12 protein-coding genes and 2 pseudogenes are annotated in these 16,721 nt (G+C 72.8%); 5 read left to right on the top strand and 9 right to left on the bottom strand.

Going from position 1 to position 16,721, the window contains the following annotated elements; genetic code table 11:
* Positions 1-157 precede the first annotated feature (157 nt).
* From OC439_RS03720 to OC439_RS03710, 3 genes are all read right to left on the bottom strand, one after another.
* On the bottom strand, positions 158-922 hold the full coding sequence (locus OC439_RS03720) for a hypothetical protein (RefSeq protein WP_262012197.1): 765 nt from the start codon (positions 920-922) through the stop codon (positions 158-160).
* A 134-nt stretch (positions 923-1,056) separates the two neighbouring features.
* Complete coding sequence (locus OC439_RS03715) at positions 1,057-1,401, bottom strand: hypothetical protein (RefSeq protein ID WP_262012196.1); 345 nt, start codon at positions 1,399-1,401, stop codon at positions 1,057-1,059.
* 80 nt (positions 1,402-1,481) lie between these two features.
* Positions 1,482-2,699 (bottom strand): acyltransferase family protein, encoded by a 1,218-nt coding sequence (locus OC439_RS03710; RefSeq protein ID WP_262012195.1) that lies wholly within the window; start codon positions 2,697-2,699, stop codon positions 1,482-1,484.
* A gap of 156 nt (positions 2,700-2,855) precedes the next feature.
* Between OC439_RS03710 and OC439_RS03705 the strand changes: the two genes are divergently transcribed.
* The 3 genes from OC439_RS03705 (at position 2,856) to OC439_RS03695 (ending at position 6,289) form a co-directional block, all read left to right on the top strand.
* Positions 2,856-4,181, top strand: coding sequence for a polysaccharide pyruvyl transferase family protein (locus OC439_RS03705; protein WP_262012194.1), 1,326 nt, complete (start codon positions 2,856-2,858; stop codon positions 4,179-4,181).
* 40 nt (positions 4,182-4,221) lie between these two features.
* Positions 4,222-4,857: an alpha-ketoglutarate-dependent dioxygenase AlkB gene (locus OC439_RS03700; protein ID WP_262012193.1), complete on the top strand. Its 636-nt coding sequence runs from the start codon at positions 4,222-4,224 to the stop codon at positions 4,855-4,857.
* Positions 4,858-4,951: 94 nt separating this feature from the next.
* The gene (locus OC439_RS03695) at positions 4,952-6,289 is read left to right on the top strand and encodes a uracil-xanthine permease family protein (protein ID WP_262012192.1); all 1,338 of its coding nucleotides are present in this window, start codon (positions 4,952-4,954) and stop codon (positions 6,287-6,289) included.
* 319 nt (positions 6,290-6,608) lie between these two features.
* Here the strand turns inward: OC439_RS03695 and OC439_RS30260 are convergent, their stop codons facing one another.
* The 4 genes and pseudogenes from OC439_RS30260 to OC439_RS03685 all read right to left on the bottom strand — a co-directional run bounded on the left by OC439_RS30260 (position 6,609) and on the right by OC439_RS03685 (position 12,487).
* Positions 6,609-8,933, bottom strand: a complete 2,325-nt coding sequence (locus OC439_RS30260) for a DNA topoisomerase (ATP-hydrolyzing) (protein WP_315985907.1) — start codon at positions 8,931-8,933, stop codon at positions 6,609-6,611.
* A gap of 441 nt (positions 8,934-9,374) precedes the next feature.
* A pseudogene (locus OC439_RS30255) lies at positions 9,375-10,148 on the bottom strand (LAGLIDADG family homing endonuclease); the annotation flags it as partial.
* Positions 10,137-10,397: pseudogene (locus OC439_RS30250) on the bottom strand (DNA gyrase subunit A); the annotation flags it as partial. The pseudogenes OC439_RS30255 and OC439_RS30250, both read right to left, overlap by 12 nt.
* Before the next feature lie 32 nt (positions 10,398-10,429).
* Complete coding sequence (locus tag OC439_RS03685) at positions 10,430-12,487, bottom strand: type IIA DNA topoisomerase subunit B (protein WP_410054884.1); 2,058 nt, start codon at positions 12,485-12,487, stop codon at positions 10,430-10,432.
* 348 nt (positions 12,488-12,835) lie between these two features.
* On the opposite strand from OC439_RS03685, the gene OC439_RS03680 reads away from it, so the two are divergent.
* The gene (locus OC439_RS03680) at positions 12,836-14,092 is read left to right on the top strand and encodes a hypothetical protein (protein WP_262012189.1); all 1,257 of its coding nucleotides are present in this window, start codon (positions 12,836-12,838) and stop codon (positions 14,090-14,092) included.
* A 78-nt stretch (positions 14,093-14,170) separates the two neighbouring features.
* Here the strand turns inward: OC439_RS03680 and OC439_RS03675 are convergent, their stop codons facing one another.
* The gene (locus OC439_RS03675; RefSeq protein WP_262012188.1) at positions 14,171-14,803 is read right to left on the bottom strand and encodes a class I SAM-dependent methyltransferase; all 633 of its coding nucleotides are present in this window, start codon (positions 14,801-14,803) and stop codon (positions 14,171-14,173) included.
* Positions 14,803-15,240 carry an RrF2 family transcriptional regulator gene (locus OC439_RS03670; protein WP_262012187.1) on the bottom strand — a complete coding sequence of 146 codons (438 nt, stop codon included), beginning with the start codon at positions 15,238-15,240 and terminating at the stop codon, positions 14,803-14,805. The genes OC439_RS03675 and OC439_RS03670 overlap by 1 nt, the downstream gene beginning before the upstream one ends.
* 155 nt (positions 15,241-15,395) lie before the next feature.
* Here OC439_RS03670 and OC439_RS03665 point away from each other — a divergent pair, with 155 nt between their 5' ends.
* Positions 15,396-16,607 (top strand): globin domain-containing protein, encoded by a 1,212-nt coding sequence (locus OC439_RS03665; protein ID WP_262012186.1) that lies wholly within the window; start codon positions 15,396-15,398, stop codon positions 16,605-16,607.
* Positions 16,608-16,721 lie beyond the last annotated feature (114 nt).

Raw genomic sequence — 16,721 nt, 5'->3', positions numbered from 1 at the left:
GTTTCGACGGCGCCCGGCGGCGGAAAGCGGACAGACGGCGAGCACCCGACCGGCAATCGCGGGACTCGATGACCTGTTCTGCGCCCGGCGCCCGTTTCGACGGCCCGGGTGACCGGGCTCACCACATTCCGGGTAACGATTCGGTCGAGACGAGACCTCAGCCGACCCGGGCCGGGCGCCAGCGGGCGTTACGGACCGTAGCGGCCACCGGCTGGGCGCTCGCCGTCGCGCTCCGGTACGCCGGGGCGGGCCGCAGCGCCGCGGTGGCCGCGTACGCCTCGGCGGCGAGCGTCCGGGCGGCCTCGGCGGCCAGTTCGGCGTCCCGCCAGGCCGACCGCTCCCGCGCGGCGGCGCTCTCCCATCCGGCCCGGCGCCCGTCCCGGACGGTGCGGGCCAGCATGATCTCCTGCTCGGCCGGATGCCGGCGCGGATCCCATCCGTTGCGGCGGGCCAGCACGTCGGCGAGCTGACGGGCGGTCAGGTCGCCCCGCCAGTGCGCCGTCATGGCGGCGTGGTGCAGCCAGCGCTCCCGGGCCGCGTACTCGGCAGGGGTGCGCGGCGTGCGCGGGGCGGGCAGCGCGGCGGCACCGGCGAGGCGGCGGGCGGCGGCGTCCGCCTCGTCGTACGCGGTCCAGGCCCGGTCCGCCTCGTCCTGCGCGGCCAGCCACCGCTCCCGGCGGCGACGGGCCGTCTGGGCGGCTCCGGCGGCGGCCACCGCGACCTCCTCGGCGTACCGGATCAGGTCGTCGTGGCGGGCGGCGTCGGCGTCGGCCGGTTCGGGGGCGGCCTCCGGCACGGGGTCGCGTTCGGGCCGGGCGACGAGGGCGGCGAGCAGGCCGAGGGCGAGCAGCAGGAGGAAGGACCAGATGGCGGCGGCCTCGGGCACGGAGGTGAGGAAGTGGTACAGAGCGGTCTGGGACATGGTCGGCACCTCACGGGAAGGACCTGGCGGGAGGCCCGCACGATCTCGCCGGGGCGGGCCGGTAAGGCCACCAGGGCGGGTGCGGGAAATGACGTGCGAGTGGGTGCGGAGGACGGGCGCGGCCCGTGAGCGGGTCAGCGGGCGGGCGGGGCCCGCGGGCCGGCCGGTGCGGCGGCCCGTCCGGCCGGGACCGGCTGCGGCGCGGCCGGGGAGGCCGCCCGGGGCGCGGGCGCCGGCACCCCGGCGGGGAGGGCCTGCCGCTCGGCCACGCGGTCGGCTTCCGGCCGCGCGGTGGTCGAGGCGCCCGCGACCGGGTACGCCGAGACGGCGGCAGCCGGGGCCGGGGCGGCAGCGGCGACACCGGACGGCAGCGTGGCGGCGCCGAACGAGAAGGCGACGACCACGGCGAGACTGGCGAGCATCCGGGCGGTCCAGCGCGCCACCCACCACACGGGGCAGGTGAGCGCGATCGGAAGCACGGGTACAAATTACCGCCGAACCCCCACGAACGCACCGCCGCACGGCGTGTCGCGGATCGACCGGCCGGCGTGTGCGCGTGTCAGTCCGGGCGACGCCGCCCGGCGTACTCGATGTCCTCGGCCGGACCGGTGACGGAGGCCGCGCCCCCGTCGGCGGCCGGCCCGGCGGCGGCCTCGGTGGGCCTGCGCGGAGCCGGCACGGCCGGTGCGGGCGACGCCGCGCGGGCCCGGCGGGACGGGCCGAGCAGGCGCATCATCGGTGTCTCCACCCAGCGGTGCAGCGCGGCGGCCAGCGCGAGCGTGACCACCAGGAAGCCGAGCACCGCGAGCGGGCCGCGCCAGCCGGGCAGGCCGGTCCCCCAGTGCCCGGTCAGCCGCAGCACGGTGACCATGACCAGCACGTGCACCAGGTAGAAGGCGAACGACACCTCACCGAGCCAGACCATCGCCCGGGACCGCCAGGGAGTGGGCCGGCCGCGCACGTCGGCGTCCGCCGCGGCGGCGATGACCAGCAGGTACGCGACAGCGAGCAGCGCCGCCCAGAACTCGGCCGGGATCCACAGCGCGGCGACCACCCAGGTGGTGACGAACAGGCCGGTGGCGACGGCGAGGTTCGGGCCGCGCCAGCGGTGCCGGCGCATCAGCTCGGCGGCGGCCACCCCCATCCAGAACTCCAGCGACCGGGTCACCGGGAAGATCTGGGTGAACCACCACCGCTGCTCCTCCGGCACGAGTTGCTGGCTGGGCCACAGCGCCAGGATGAGCAGCGGCGCCGCGACCAGCACGGTCCGCAGCACGCCGGTACGGGCCCGGCGCAGCCACGGCACCACGAGCGGCAGGCACAGGTAGAAGGCCAGCTCGCAGGAGAGCGACCAGCTCACGTTGTTGACGCTGTAGAAGTAGCCGCCCAGCGGGATCCACGCCTGGACCAGGAAGAAGTTGGCGATCGCGGCCCACGGCACGACCGGGTCGGCGAACCAGGCCGCTACCGCAAGCGCCGCGACGAACGTCACCACGTGGTTCGGGTAGATCTTGGCGAACCGGCGGCGCAGGAACGTCCACGCGCGCTCCCCGTCCCGGTACGACCAGACCAGCACGAACCCGCTGAGGATGAAGAAGAACTCGACACCGGACAGGCCCAGGCTGAACGCCTTGTCGACCAGGGGCTTCAGGTGCGGCTCGGCGACGATCCCCATCGTCCCGGCGTGGAAGCCGAAGACGAGCAGCGCGGCGACCCACCGCAATCCGGTCAGCGACGGCAGTCGCGGGGCACGGGTGACGGTCGGCGCGCTGGTCATTCCGGGCACCCTACCCCGGGCAACCGGGACGTTCCCGGCGAGCCGACGTCCGGTCGGCTCCGCCGGGGCGGCGGATAGGATTTCCGTTCTGCACGCGCGGGCACCCACCCGGCTCCCGCCCGCACGCCGTGCCGTACGGAAGGTGAGCGAAACCGGATGCACCAGCGGATCCTGCTCCGCGCCCGCAAGGGCCCGTTCGACGTCCTCACGCCGGAGGAGACGTTCGCCGGCAACTGGATCGGCGACAACAGCGGCAACCTGGTCTTCAGCCACGCGGCGCACAAGCTGCTCGCCACCTCCACGGCCGAGATCACACCGACCCGCGTCCCGGCCGACCCGCGCCTCGCCGACGAGATCAACGAGCGGCACGACGTGTTCGTCGTACCGCTCGCCAACGCGTTCCGCCGCAGCTTCATTCACCGGCTCACGCCGCTGACCCGGCTTATCGAACGGCTGAAGATCCCGGTGGTGGTGCTCGGCGTCGGCGTGCAGACGAACGTCGACGGCGACCGCGAGTACCTGCGGCCGATCGACGAGCCGGTCCGCGCCTTCTGCAAGGCCGTGCTGGACCGGTCGCACAGCATCGGCGTACGCGGCGAGGTGACCGAGAGCTACCTCAACGCGCTGGGCTTCTCCGACGTGGAGCAGATCGGCTGCCCGTCGATGTTCCTGCACGGCGACACGTTCCACCTGGAGAAGAGCCGCCCGGAACTGACCGCCGACTCGAAGGTCGCGCTCACCATCTCCCCGTACGTCCGCTCGATGGCCTCGGTGGTCCGCCACCACCAGGAGCGCTACCCGAACCTCTGCTACGTGCCGCAGGACCTGCGCACGCTCGGCACCCTGCTCTACGGCGACGCGCCCGAGCACCGGGGCCAGAGCAGCGACATCCCGCTGCACACCTCGCACCCGCTGTTCGCCGAGGACAAGGTGCGCATGTTCGTCGACCCGTGGACCTGGATGTCGCACCTGTCCGGGTACGACTTCGCGTTCGGCACCCGCATCCACGGCACCATCACCGCACTCGTCGCCGGCACGCCCGGCTACCTGTTCGCGCACGACTCACGCACCCTGGAACTGGCCCGCTACTTCGGCATCCCGCACCGGATCATGCGGGACGTGCCGGCCGACGTCGACGCCGCCGACCTCTACGCGGAGGCCGACTACACGTCGCTCAACGACGGCCACAAGGCCCGCTTCGAGACCATCACCGCGTTCCTGCGCAAGCACGACCTCGGCACCTCGTTCGCCGACGGCGACAGCGCCGCGCGCTTCGACAAGCAGGTCGGCGAGACGGTGTTCCCGCCGGGCGTCGGGCCCGCCGCCGCCACCCCGCCGGCCGAACTGCTGACCCGCATCGAGCGGCTGCGCGACGAGAACGCGAAGCTCACCGCCACCATCGACGCACTGCGATCGCAGCAGCTCCGGGAGCGGATCAAGCAGGCCGTCCCGGGCACGGTCCGCCGGATGCTGCGGCGCTGACCGTCGTACGCCTGTTCGAGAGCGGGGTACGATCGGCTGCGTGTCCGACGCGTACCAGCCCTCGATGCTCGACCTGGCCGAGCAGGGCCCGACCCTGGGCCCGCTCGCCGGGGCGCTGCGCCGGCACGAGCTGAGCCGGGGCGCCTGGGTCGACCACCTGCCCGGCTGGGTACGCGGCTCCGACGAGGTGCTCGACACGCTGCGCCACGACGTGCCCTGGCGGGCCGAACGCCGCACCATGTACGACGCCGAGGTCGACGTGCCCCGGCTGCTCTGCTGGTACGCCGCCGGCCGCCCGCTGCCGCACCCGGTGCTCACCGCGGCCCGGGACGCGCTCACCCGGCACTACGCGCCCGAACTGGGCGAGCCCTTCGTCACCGCCGGCATGTGCCTCTACCGCGACGGCCGCGACAGCGTCGCCTGGCACGGCGACACCCTCGGCCGCTCCGCGCACACCGACACCATGGTGGCGATCGTCTCGTTCGGCTCCCCGCGCGCGCTGCTGCTGCGCCCGCGCGGCGGAGGCGGCGGCAGCCTGCGGTTCCCGCTCGGCCACGGCGACCTGGTGGTCATGGGCGGCTCCTGCCAGCGCACCTGGGAACACGCGGTGCCGAAGACCACCCGACCGGTCGGCCCCCGGGTCAGCGTCCAGTTCCGTCCCACCGGCGTCGCCTGAGCCGGGGCGGGACCACGTCCCGCCAGGGCACGTGCTAGAAACAACTCCCAGGGTCGATCACGCCCCCGTCACCCGATGACGCGAAGGGCGACCGATGACCCAGTCCCCCACCTCCCGCTGGTCCCCGTGGACCCTGCACGGCGACGGCCGCCAGGTACGCCCCGGCGACGTGGTCGCGCCCGACGAACGGCTCTCCTGGCCGCGCACCATCGGCGTGGGCGTGCAGCACGTGGTCGCCATGTTCGGCGCCACCTTCACCGTCCCGCTGATCACCGGGTTCCCGCCCGCCACCACGCTGCTGTTCTCCGGGCTCGGCACGCTGCTGTTCCTGCTGATCACCGGCAACCGGCTGCCCTCGTACCTCGGCTCGTCGTTCGCGTTCATCGCGCCGGTCCTGGCGGCGAAGACCGACGGCGGCATCGGCGCGGCCCTCGGCGGCATCGTCGTCGCGGGCGTCGCGCTGGCGCTCGTCGGCGTGGTGGTGCAGGTGGCCGGTTCCCGCTGGATCGACGCGCTGATGCCGCCGGTGGTCACCGGCGCGATCGTCATGCTGATCGGCCTCAACCTCGCGCCGGTCGCCTGGGACGGCGGCGGCTCCGGCACCGGCGTGAAGGCGCAGCCGCTGATCGCCGTGGTCACGCTCGTCGCGATCCTGCTCACCACCGTGCTGTTCCGCGGCTTCGTGGCGCGGCTGTCGATCCTCGTCGGCGTGGTGGTCGGCTGGGTGCTCGCCGCGCTCACCGGCAACCTCGACCAGCAGGCGGTCCGGGGCCTGCGCCAGGCGGCCTGGGTCGGTTTTCCCGAGTTCCACACGCCGAGCTTCGACGCGCGCGCCGTCGTGCTGGTCATCCCGGTGATCCTGGTGTTGATCGCGGAGAACGCCGGGCACGTCAAGGCGGTAGCCGCGATGACCGGTCGCAACCTGGACCGCGACATGGGCCGGGCGCTGCTCGGCGACGGCGTCGCCACCGTGCTGGCCGGGTCCGGCGGCGGTTCCGGCACCACCACGTACGCGGAGAACATCGGCGTGATGGCGGCGACCCGCGTCTACTCCACCGCCGCGTACTGGGTGGCCGGCGGCACGGCGATCCTGCTCGGGCTGTGCCCGAAGTTCGGCGCGCTGATCCTGACCGTCCCGGCCGGGGTGCTGGGTGGCGCCACCACCGCGCTGTACGGCCTGATCGCCATCCTGGGCGCCCGGATCTGGATCGAGAGCCGGGTCGACTTCCACGACCCGATCAACCTGTTCACCGCCGCGGTCGCGGTGATCATCGGCGCCGCCAACTACACGCTGACCGCAGGCGACCTGTCGTTCAACGGCATCGCGCTGGGCACTGCTGCCGCCCTGGTCATCTACCACGGCATGCGCCTGATCGCCCGCCTGCGCGGCACCACTCCCGAGTCCCGCCAGTCCCCCGAACCCGAACTCTGACCCCACCCGCCCCACCCGGTCCGCCCGCCGTTGCCCCGTTGATCATGAAGTTAGCGGCACAAATTGCCCGATTCACGCCCGCCAACTTCATGGTCAACAGGCGGTGGGGGGGGCGCGTTCAGGTCCCCCCGAGGGCCCGGCCGCCCAGTCCGCCAGGAGCGCCCGCTGCGGTGATCAAGGAGTTTGCGGTCGGCGAGGGCGTGAAAAGGCCGCCAACTCCTTGATCAACCGGATTGGGCGGGGGCCGGGAGAGGGCGCAGCGGCAAGGGCATGGCGGGGGCGGGCGCGTCGGGTGGCCGGGCCGCCCGCCCCAACCCCGTCAGTCGCGGTCGATGTGGTGGCCTACCACCGTCGGGCCTAGCATGACGGCGAAACCGGAACCGTCTCGGCGCGGGTCCGCTGGGGGCAGCTCCACCGGGTCGCCGGTGGCCGTCGCACCCACCGGCCGCGGGCCGATCCAGGCCACCGACAGCTCCAGCTCACCCTTGAGGAACCGCTGCGCGCGTACGCCGCCGGTCGCCCTCCCCTTCGCCGGGTACGCCTTGAACGGCGTCACCTTCACTGTCGCTCCGGTCGACGTGACCACCATCGGCTCACCGTGCTTCGCGTCGTCGGTACGGATCGCGCCGAAGAAGACCACCCGGGCGTCGCCCGGCAGGTTGATGCCGGCCATGCCGCCACCCTTGAGCCCCTGCGGGCGTACCACCGATGCGGCGAAGCGCAGCAGCGACGCCTCCGAGGACACGAACGCCAGCGTCTCGGCGCCGTCGGTCAGCCAGGTCGCGCCGACCACCTCGTCGCCGTCGCGCAGCGAGATCACCTCGAACTCGTCGGAGCGGACCGGCCAGTCCGGGGCGCACACCTTCACCACGCCCGCCCGGGTGCCGAGCGCCAGACCGGGCGACCCCTGCGCGGACGGGCCCAGCGGCGCGAGCCCGACCACCGTCTCACCCGGCTCCAGCGGCACCAGTTCCGCCGCCGACATGCCGCCGCGCAGCGACACCGTGCCGGACTGCTCCGGCAGCACCGGCAACGGCAGCACGTCGATCTTGAAGGCGCGGCCGGCGCTGGTCACCAGCAGCACGCGGCCGCGGGCGGTGGAGTGCACGATCGCGCGTACCGCGTCGTGCTTGACCCGGCCGCTGCGCCGGCGCGCCTCGGCGGCCTCCTCCGACTCGGCCGCGGTCCGCGCCACCAACCCGGTGGCGGAGAGGATGACCTGGCACGGGTCGTCGGCGACCTCCAGCGGACCGGCGGGCACCGAGGCGGCGAGCACCTCCTTGAGGTCGCCGTCGACGAGCGTCGTACGCCGCGGCGCGCCGAACTGCTTGACCACGGCGGCCAGCTCGTCGGAGACGACCTTCCGCAGCACCTTCGGGTCGTCCAGGATCTTCGACAGCTCGGCGATCTCGCCGCGCAGCTTCTCCTGCTCGGCCTCCAGCTCCAGCCGGTCGTACTTGGTCAGCCGGCGCAGCGGAGTGTCCAGGATGTAGCTCGCCTGGATCTCGGAGAGCTTGAACTTCTGCATCAGGCCGTCCTTGGCGGCCTGGGCGTCCTCGCTGGCGCGGATCAGCTTGACCACCCGGTCGATGTCGAGCAGGGCGATCAGCAGACCATCGACCAGGTGCAGGCGTTCCTCCCGCTTGCGCTTGCGGTACGCGCTGCGCCGGGTCACCACCTCGTAGCGGTGGGCCAGGAACACGTCGAGCAGTTCCTTGAGCCCGAGCGTGCGGGGCTGCCCGTCGACGAGCACCAGGTTGTTCACGCCGAAGGACTGCTCCAGCGGGGTGAGCCGGTAGAGGTCGGCCAGCAGCGCCTGCGGGTTCACGCCGACCTTGCACTCCACCACCAGGCGGGTGCCGTTCTCCCGGTCGGTGAGGTCCTTGACGTCGGCGATGCCGGTCAGCCGCTTGGTCTTGTTCACCTCGTTGGTGATGGCCGCGATGACCTTCTCGGCACCGACGCCGTACGGCAGCTCGGTGACGGTGATGGCCTGCCGGCCGCGGCTGCCCTCCAGCGGGCCGATCTCCACCCGCCCGCGCATGCGCACCACACCGCGCCCGGTCTCGTACGCGCGGCGCACCTCGTCCAGGCCGAGCAGCAGCCCGCCGGTCGGCAGGTCGGGGCCGGGCACGAACTCCATGAGCTTGTCGAGTGTGGCGTCCGGGTGGTTGATCAGCCAGCGGGCGGCCTGGACCACCTCGCCGAGGTTGTGCGGGATCATGTTCGTCGCCATGCCGACCGCGATGCCGGACGCGCCGTTGACGAGCAGGTTCGGGAACGCCGCCGGCAGCACCGTGGGCTGGGTCAGCGAGCCGTCGTAGTTCGGCTCGACGTCGACGGTGTCCTCACCCAGCTCGCCGACGAGCAGCATCGCCTCCCGGGACATCCGGGCCTCGGTGTATCGCGCCGCGGCCGGGCCGTCGTCCGGGCTGCCGAAGTTGCCGTGCCCGTCGATGAGCGGGACGTTGAGCGAGAAGTCCTGGGCCAACCGCACCATCGCGTCGTAGATGGCGGTGTCGCCGTGCGGGTGGTACTTGCCCATACAGTTGTGCACCACGCGGCCCTCCGCGACGAACGCGTGTTCGTCGGAGCCGACCTGGATATCGTACGTGGTGTCGGCAGGAATCCGCTCGACCGACATCACCCGTAGGAAGGATCGGCCCGAAAGTGCCTCGAGCCGTCTCGCGAGCGGAGACCCGATGCGCCGGAGTTTACGGATCCATCCATCCCGCTCGGCACGCCAGAGCGGGAATGAACGCTCCGACAGCGGCACGCCGTTACGGTCCTTGCCGTAACGGATCTGGCTACCCGCGCCCGAGAGTGATGATCGGAACGCCTTGCCGGCCTCGTCCCGGAACCAACCGCCCCCCTGGTGGGCGTCGGCGAATTCCTTGATCACCCGCGCGTACGGCAGCCGGTCGTTGCCCTGCTTGCCGCCGTACTGATAGGTCAGGTCCACCACCTTTTCCAGACCTGCGATCTTGTAACCGATCCGCACCCAGGGCAGCAGCATCTCGGCCAGAGCGGCGGCATCACGCCCGCTGAAGGACAGGCCGAGAAGGCGTTGAAAGCCGTCTCGCGCGCTGGTCCAGTAGTGCCCGTGCAAGCCCAGGTCGGCCAGCATGGAGTTGATCTGCCGCACGAGTGTCTCGCTGGTACTGACGAAGACGATCTCCCGGAAGCGCTTGCGGACATAACCGTCACCGTCGAAGAATCCGGCAAGGAAGGGGGCCCATGCCGAGCGGTTCTCGAGGACATCACTCGGCACACGCTTGGCACCGCTCAGCGGTCCCCCCGCTTCGAGCAGGCCCTCGTGCCTCGCGAACGTGACGATGTGCTGATCGCGGTGCCGCGGATCAGTCGCCGTCCTCTTGCCTCGGCTGACGTTGAGCCCGTTGGCGATCGCCCAACCATGTGCGACGTCGAGCGGTTCGACGTCACACATGTGCAGGCGCACACGACCGTCAGCCGAGCGAGCCCGGTCGACGGCGAAGCCCTCCGCCACCACCAGCCCACGGACGTAGTCGTAGGGAGTGCCGCCGGGGGCGGCGGCTTTCCTGCGGGCACCGCCGTACGCGAGCGTGAGGTGCCCGGTGAGTTCGGACGCCTCCACCCAACGAACGGACAGGTCCTCGTCGACCACGCGAAAACGCTGACCCGGCGTGACCGACATGGTGTGCCCGTTGTCCCAGGTGACCCGAACCAGCTCCGACTGCGGGTTTCGGTAGGCCGCGACGACCGGAGTGGCGACTCCGTCGCCGTCGAGCACCGTGTCGCCGACCTCGATCGACTCGATCGGCCGAAGACCGGTCGGTGTCGACACGAGCGTTCCCGCGACGAAGCAGTCGCCGACGATCCGGGCGCTCTTGACGTGGCTGCGGTCCGGCCGGTGGCCCTGCTCGTACATCGACCACAGGATGCGCCGGTGCACCGGCTTGAGCCCGTCGCGCGCGTCGGGCAGGGCGCGGGAGTGGATGACCGAGAACGCGTACTCCAGGTAGGAGTCCGAGACCTCGGTGACCAGCGGGTTGTCGAAGACGCGAGCGCCGGCCTGGTCGAAGGCGGCCAGGTCCGCCTTCGCGCGGTCGTCCTTGCGGCGTGCCATGGTGCGGTTTCCTTCCGAGACGAACCCGTTGGTCAGGCGTCGATGGCGTCGCGGTCGACCCGGTCGGCGGAGTCGATCAGCCAGTTGCGGCGGGGCTCGACCTTCTCCCCCATGAGCAGTTCGAGGATCCGCTCGGCGGCCTCGACGTCGTCGAGCGTGATCCGGCGGACCGCCCGGGTGGCCGGGTTCATGGTGGTCTCCCACAGTTCGTCGGCGTCCATCTCACCGAGGCCCTTGAAGCGCGGGATCGGCGTGACGATCTGCTTGCCGGCCTTCTCCAGCTTGCGGACCGTCGCCTCCATCTCCGCCTGCGTGTAGGTGTAGACGGTCTGCGGGTTGCGCCCCTTGGTGGTGATCTTGTGCAGGGGCGGCATCGCCGCGTAGAGCCGCCCGGCCTCGATCAGCGGCCGCATGTAGCGGGCGAACAGCGTGATCAGCAGGGTACGGATGTGCGCGCCGTCGACGTCCGCGTCGGCCATGATGAGCACCCGGCCGTACCGCAGGGTGGACAGGTCGAACGTCCGGCCGGAGCCGGCGCCGAGCACCTGCACGATCGCGGCGCACTCGGCGTTGTCCAGCACCTGCTGGAGGCTGGCCTTCTGGACGTTGAGGATCTTGCCGCGGATCGGCAGCAGCGCCTGGTATTCGGAGGACCGCGCGAGGCGCCCCGTCCCGAGGGCGCTGTCCCCCTCCACGATGAACAGTTCACTTCTCTCGATGCCCGCGGCCCGGCAGTCGACGAGCTTGGCCGGCATGGCCGCGCCCTCCAGCGCGGTCTTGCGGCGGGCGGCGTCCTTCTGCTGCTTCTGGGTGAGCCGGACCCGGGCCGCGTCGACGATCTTCTGGAGCACCGTGCGGGCCTCGGCCTTGGTGCGGCGGTCGTCCAGCCAGCTCTTGAGGTGCGCCTCGACCAGGCCCTGGAGCACCTTGGTGATGCCGGCGGTGGACAGCTCGTCCTTCGTCTGCGAGGTGAACTGCGGCTCCGGGATGCGCACGTGCACCACGGCCGTCATGCCCTCCAGGACGTCGTCCAGGGTGGGCGCGTCCTCCTTGGGCTTGAGCAGGCCGCGGGCGTTGCGGGCGGCCTCGGCGAGGGTACGGGCAAGCGCCCGCTCGAAGCCCTTGCGGTGGGTGCCGCCGTGGGCGTTGCGGATGGTGTTGGTGAAGCACTCGACGGTGCGCTCGTAGCCGGTGCCCCAGCGGAACGCCACCTCGACCTCGGCGCGGCGCTGCACGTTGGACTGCATGACGCCGTTGGCGTCGGCGGCGTTCTCCCGGTAGGTGCCCTCGCCGGTGACCAGCAGCGTGCCGGAGACCGGCCGGTCGCCGGCCGGGGCGAGGTATTCCACCATGTCGGTGAGGCCGTTGGGGAAGTGGAAGCTCTCCTCGACGCTCTGCTCGCCGGTCTCGTCGCGCAGCCGGTAGGCGACGCCGGGCACGAGGAACGCGGTGTTGCGCAGCTTGAGCCGGACCGTCCCGGTGTCGAGCGCGGCGCCGGTCTCGAAGTAGCGGGGGTCGTGCCACCAGCGGATCGAGGTGCCGGTGCGCTGGCCGCGCTTCATCGCGCCGACGATCTGCAGGCCGGGGCCGGGGGTGAAGGGCGCGTCCGGGCCGTCGCCGTCGAAGACGCCGGGTACGCCGTGGCGGAACGACATGGCGTGGACCTTGCCGCCGCGCCGGACGGTGACGTCGAAGCGGCGGGACAGCGCGTTGACGGCCGAGGCGCCGACGCCGTGCAGGCCGCCGGAGGTCTTGTAGCCGGAGCCGCCGAACTTGCCGCCCGCGTGCAGGCGGGTCAGCACCAGCTCGACGCCGGAGATGCCGGACTTGGCGTGCACGTCGGTGGGGATGCCCCGGCCGTCGTCGTCGACCTGGACCGACCCGTCGGCGTGCAGGATCACGTCGACCTTGGTGGCGTGACCGGCGACACCCTCGTCTGTCGAGTTGTCGAGGATCTCGTTGACGAGGTGACCCACGCCACGGCTGTCGGTCGAGCCGATGTACATGCCCGGGCGCTTGCGGACGGCGTCGAGGCCCTCCAGATGCGTCAGGTCGTCGGCCCCGTAGAGGGTCTCAGGCTGTGCGGTCAACTGGTCGTACTCCCAGGTCTCGGCGGTGTGGTGCCGTTCACCGTGTGATCCCCCCACGATGATCGCCGGGCGCGGCGCGCCGGAGCGAGCCTAGCCGGGTGCCCCGACAGGTCGGCGGCACCGGGGCGGTGCGTTGCGCGATCGGCCTGCCGTCCGGGTCCGTCCGGCGGTCGCGTACGGCGGTCCGGCGGGACGGGCGGGGTGTCCAGCCGGCACAACGACCCGGGCGCCGGATGTCTTCCCCGGTGAACGGCCACGGATGTCGGGCCATTGACGTCCGTCACACGCGCGTGATCTGATCGCCCTCCTGAAGAATCTTTCACATTTCGATGTCTTGGGAGGTCGGGCATGTCCGTGTTCCGTCGTTCCGTGCTCGCGGCGGCGCTGGCGCTCGCCACGGTGGCGTTACCCGCCGCCGCGGCGCCCGCCCGGCCCGCAGCCGCCGCACTGCCCACCGCCGCGGTGGCGCTGGGAGACAGCTTCATCAGCGGCGAGGGCGCCGGGGCGTACGCGCCGGTGGTGGACGTCAACGGGGTGGCCCAGGGCTTCCCCGGCTGGTCCGCCGCCAACGCCAACGCCTACTTCTGCCACCGCTCGCCGAACGCCTCGCTGTTCCAGGCCGACCTGCCCGGCATCTCCGCGCGGTTCAACCTGGCCTGCTCGGGCGGCCAGCCGTACGACATCGCCAGCGCCTCGGCGACCCGGACCAAGGGACGGCAGGTGGCCGCCCAGCTCGACCAGCTCCGGTCGGTGGCGCGGACCCACGACATCGACCTGGTGCTCGTCGGTCTCGGCTCGAACAACAGCTCGTTCACCTTCGGCAGCGTGGCGGAGAAGTGCGCCAACCGGTTCATCGCCGACGCGTGGACCGGCTGGTGGGAGTTCTGGGCGTACCTGGGCGGGCCGGTGGAGCAGAAGCCGTGCACGGACGCCGACCTGGGCACCGCCGCGCAGTTCGCCGCCGCCACCGCGGAGACCACCACGGCGCTGCGGCAGCTGCTCACCACGCTGGACCAGATCGACGCCGACGGGCAGCACCGGGTGGTGTTCCAGGACTACACGAACCCGCTGCCGTTCGAGCTGGACCAGACCTACTGGACCGAGGACAGCCGGGACGACACCCGGGACAAGTTCCGTGCGCTGGGCGCCGAGCGGTACGCGGCCGGCTGCCCGATCCACCGGGCCAGCCTGGCGCCCGGACACCGCTTCTCGCAGGGCCTCGGCACGCTCGTCGGCTCGGTACGCGGCACGCTCGCCGGCGAGTTCCCGCAGGACGACCTGGTCTACCTGAACGTGCAGCGCGCGTTCGACGGCGCCCGGCTCTGCGAGTCGACTGGTAGCCCGGGCAACGCCCTTGCCACCCCGATCCGGCTGATGGACGGCCCGAGCGGCACGTTCGTCACCAGCCTCTCCGGATACGACAAGCTCGACATCCAGCGCATCGCCAACGCCTGCGGCACGTACTTCCAGACCTGCCAGGAGTCGTGGCACCCGAACGCCGCCGGGCACAAGGTGCTCGGCCGGTGCCTGGCCGGGGCGGCGGCGACCGGCGCCCGTACCGTCTCCTGCGTCCGCGCCCCGGACGGCACGGTGAGCGTGAGCTGACAGCGATGGCCGGCGCCCCCGCACCCCGGGGGCGCCGGGCCGGGCCCGGCCGGAGCGCGAGCCCGGCCCGGCCCGGGGTCAGGCCCGGATCGCGGTTCCGAGCACGTGCGGCGAGGCCGGCGCCGGCAGCCCGGTCGGCGGGAAGCGGAACCGGTCCAGTTCGGTCACCGTGAACCCGGCGGCCCGGATCGCGGCGACCGTGTCCCGGGCGGTGTGGCATCCGGCGCAGAACAGCGGCCAGAGCGTGGCGTCGGCCAGGCGCTGGGCCCGGCGCAGGCCGGGCGTTTGCGCCACCACGTGTTCGTAGAAGCGCAGTTCGCCGCCGGGCCGCAGCACCCGCCGCGCCTCGCGCAGCGCGACCGCCTGGTCCGGCACCGAGCAGAGTACGAGCGACAGCACCACCGCGTCGGCGGCGCCGTCGGCGACCGGCAGCGCCTCGGCGAGACCGGCGGCGACGGTCACCGGGACCGGGGCGCCCGGCGCGGCGGCGCGGGCCAGCGCGCGCAGGCGGGGTTCCGGCTCGACGGCGAGCACCCGGCTGACCTGCGGCGGATAGTGCGCGAGGTTGCGCCCGTTCCCGGCGCCGACCTCGACCACCAGGCCGTTCAGCCCGGCGACGAGGCGGGCGCGGTGCCCGGCCATGCCGGCCTGGTCCAGGGCGACGCTGGCGCGGGCGAAGATCCGGGAGAAGATCGGATGGGAGACCGCCATCAGCGGCCGGCCGGTGGCGCGCCGAGGCTGAGCAGGAGCGGGCCGGCGGATCCGTCGACCAGGTCGCCGAGGCGTACCCCGTCGAGCACGGCGAGGAAGGCGGCCTGCGCGCGGCGCAGCTCACCGCGCAGCCGGCACTCCGCGATCAGCGGGCAGACCGGCTGCGCGCAGTCGACCACCTCGCCGTCGCCCTCGAAGGCACGGACCACCTGGCCGACGGTGATGTCCGCGGCGTGCTCGGCGAAGGCCACGCCGCCGGAACGGCCCCTGATGGTCACCAGGACCCCGATGCGTTGCAGTCGCTGCACCACCTTGGCGACGTGGCTGCGGGGCAGTTCGAGCCGGGTGGCGAGTTCGTCGACGGTGGCCCGGACCGGGGACGCGGCGGTCAGCATGGCGATCCGCAACGCCATGTCGGTCGACCGGTTGAGCCTCACGCACCGACCCTAGCCACTCGGCGCCGTCCAGGACACCAGCAGATTCACGGTGACCCATGCCACCCCGGCGCCGGGACCTTCGGCCCTAAAAGAGGAATCTCCGAATCCTGTTTCGTGGGGATCGACCTGTTCGAGCCCCGGAAGGAGATTCGGTCGTGCTCTCGGAATCCTCAGCAGCGGTCGTGACCGCCACCCTGCCCGTCGTGCGGGCGCACGGCGAGGCCATCACCGGCCGCTTCTACCAGCGGATGTTCGACGCCCACCCGGACCTGCTGGACCTGTTCAACCGGGGCAACCAGGCCACCGGGGCGCAGAAGGCCGCGCTCGCCTCGGCGGTGGTCGCATACGCGGCGCACCTGACCGGCGACGGCGGCATGCCGTGGGGGCCGGTCCTGGACCGGATCGCGCACAAGCACGCCTCCCTCGGCATCACCGCCACCCAGTACCCGATCGTCGGCCGGCACCTGCTCGCCGCGGTCGGCGAGGTGCTCGGCGACGCGGTCACCCCGGCGGTGGCCGCCGCCTGGGACGAGGTCTACTGGCTGCTGGCCTGCGAGCTGATCGCCCGCGAGGCGCGGCTCTACGCCGGCGCCGGCGTACCCGAGGGCGGTCCGGTGTGGCAGGACTGGCGGGTGACCGGCCGGACCCGGGAGAGCGCCGACGTCGTCTCGCTCACCCTCGCGCCGGCCGGCGGCGGCGCCGCGCCCGGCTTCACCCCCGGCCGGTACGTCTCGGTCGCCGTCGACCTGGACGGCGGCCGAGGGCAGCAGATCCGCCAGTACAGCCTCTCCGGCCGCCCCGGCGCCGAGGAGTGGCGGATCACCGTGAAGCGGGTACGCGGCGAGGGCGGCGCCCCCGACGGCATGGTCTCCGGTCACCTGCACGACCGGGTGTCCGCCGGCGACACGCTGCGGCTCAGCCCGGCGTTCGGCGAGGTCGACGCCACCGGCGGCGACGGGCCGCTGCTGCTGGTCAGCGCCGGCATCGGGCTCACCCCGGCGATGGCCGCGCTGGCCCACCTGGCCGACCGGGATCCCGGACGGCGGGTGACGCTGGCACACGCCGACCGCGCCGCCGAGGCGCACGCGCTGCGCGCGGAACTCCCCGCGCTCCAGCAGCGGCTGCCGAACCTGGCCGTCCACCTCTGGTACCTCGACGCCGCCGGGGCCGACCTGCCCGGCCTGAAGGCGGAGGTGTCCGCCGGGCTGATCGACCCGGACCGGCTCCCGCTGCCCGCCGGGGTGGACGCGCACCTGTGCGGCCCGGTCGCGTTCATGAACCTGGTCCGGGGCAACCTGCTGCGCCGGGGTGTGCCGGCCGAGCGGATCGCCTACGAGGTGTTCGGCCCCGGGATGCTGCCGGGCTGACGCCCCGCGGAGAAGTCGACGATCTCCTGGTTAGGGGCGCAAGCCGAGGGTACGGGTCCTCCATGCGCATCCCCGGCATCAACGCGATCCTCCGGCCACCACGGAAGCGGTGGA

It is taken from the genome of Micromonospora sp. Mcm103, from assembly GCF_024519755.1.
Taxonomy (GTDB): Bacteria; Actinomycetota; Actinomycetes; order Mycobacteriales; family Micromonosporaceae; genus Micromonospora; species Micromonospora aurantiaca.
The sequence above is the reverse complement of the archived record's forward strand: the minus strand, read 5'-3'. Positions and strand labels throughout refer to the sequence as shown.